The organism is Faecalibacterium sp. DFI.5.82 (assembly GCF_029076575.1).
GTDB classification, from domain to species: Bacteria; Bacillota; Clostridia; order Oscillospirales; family Ruminococcaceae; genus Faecalibacterium; species Faecalibacterium duncaniae.
Genome location: NZ_JARFIS010000773.1, coordinates 1 through 300, shown reverse-complemented (window position 1 = coordinate 300; position 300 = coordinate 1). Strand labels below are relative to the sequence as shown.

Sequence of the window (300 nt, the reverse complement as noted above, 5' to 3'; positions counted from 1 at the left end):
CTCAGGTTGCGTTGCGCTGGGAATTGCAGCAAGGCATTTTGCCACTGCCAAAGTCGGTTCATCGTGAACGCTCGGCACAAAATATGGAAATCTTTGACTTTGCGCTTTCAGAGTCTGAAATGCAGATGATTCAGGCGTTGCCAAATCTTGGTGGGCAATGTGCCAAACCTGATGAGGTAGATTTTTAATGATGCTGACTATAAAGACATTCCGTAGTGGTGCGGAATGTCTTTTTGAATGCCGTTGTTTTACATTTCAAAGTAGGCATACAGATCATCAACCGTTAATTGAGCCTTTTCA

At 43.7% G+C, this 300-nt stretch carries 1 protein-coding gene; it reads left to right on the top strand.

The features are described from left to right. Window positions 1–188 (top strand): aldo/keto reductase (locus tag P0G09_RS18850; protein ID WP_342760570.1); only part of this gene is annotated, 188 nt, incomplete at its 5' end. Window positions 189–300: the final 112 nt, after the last annotated feature.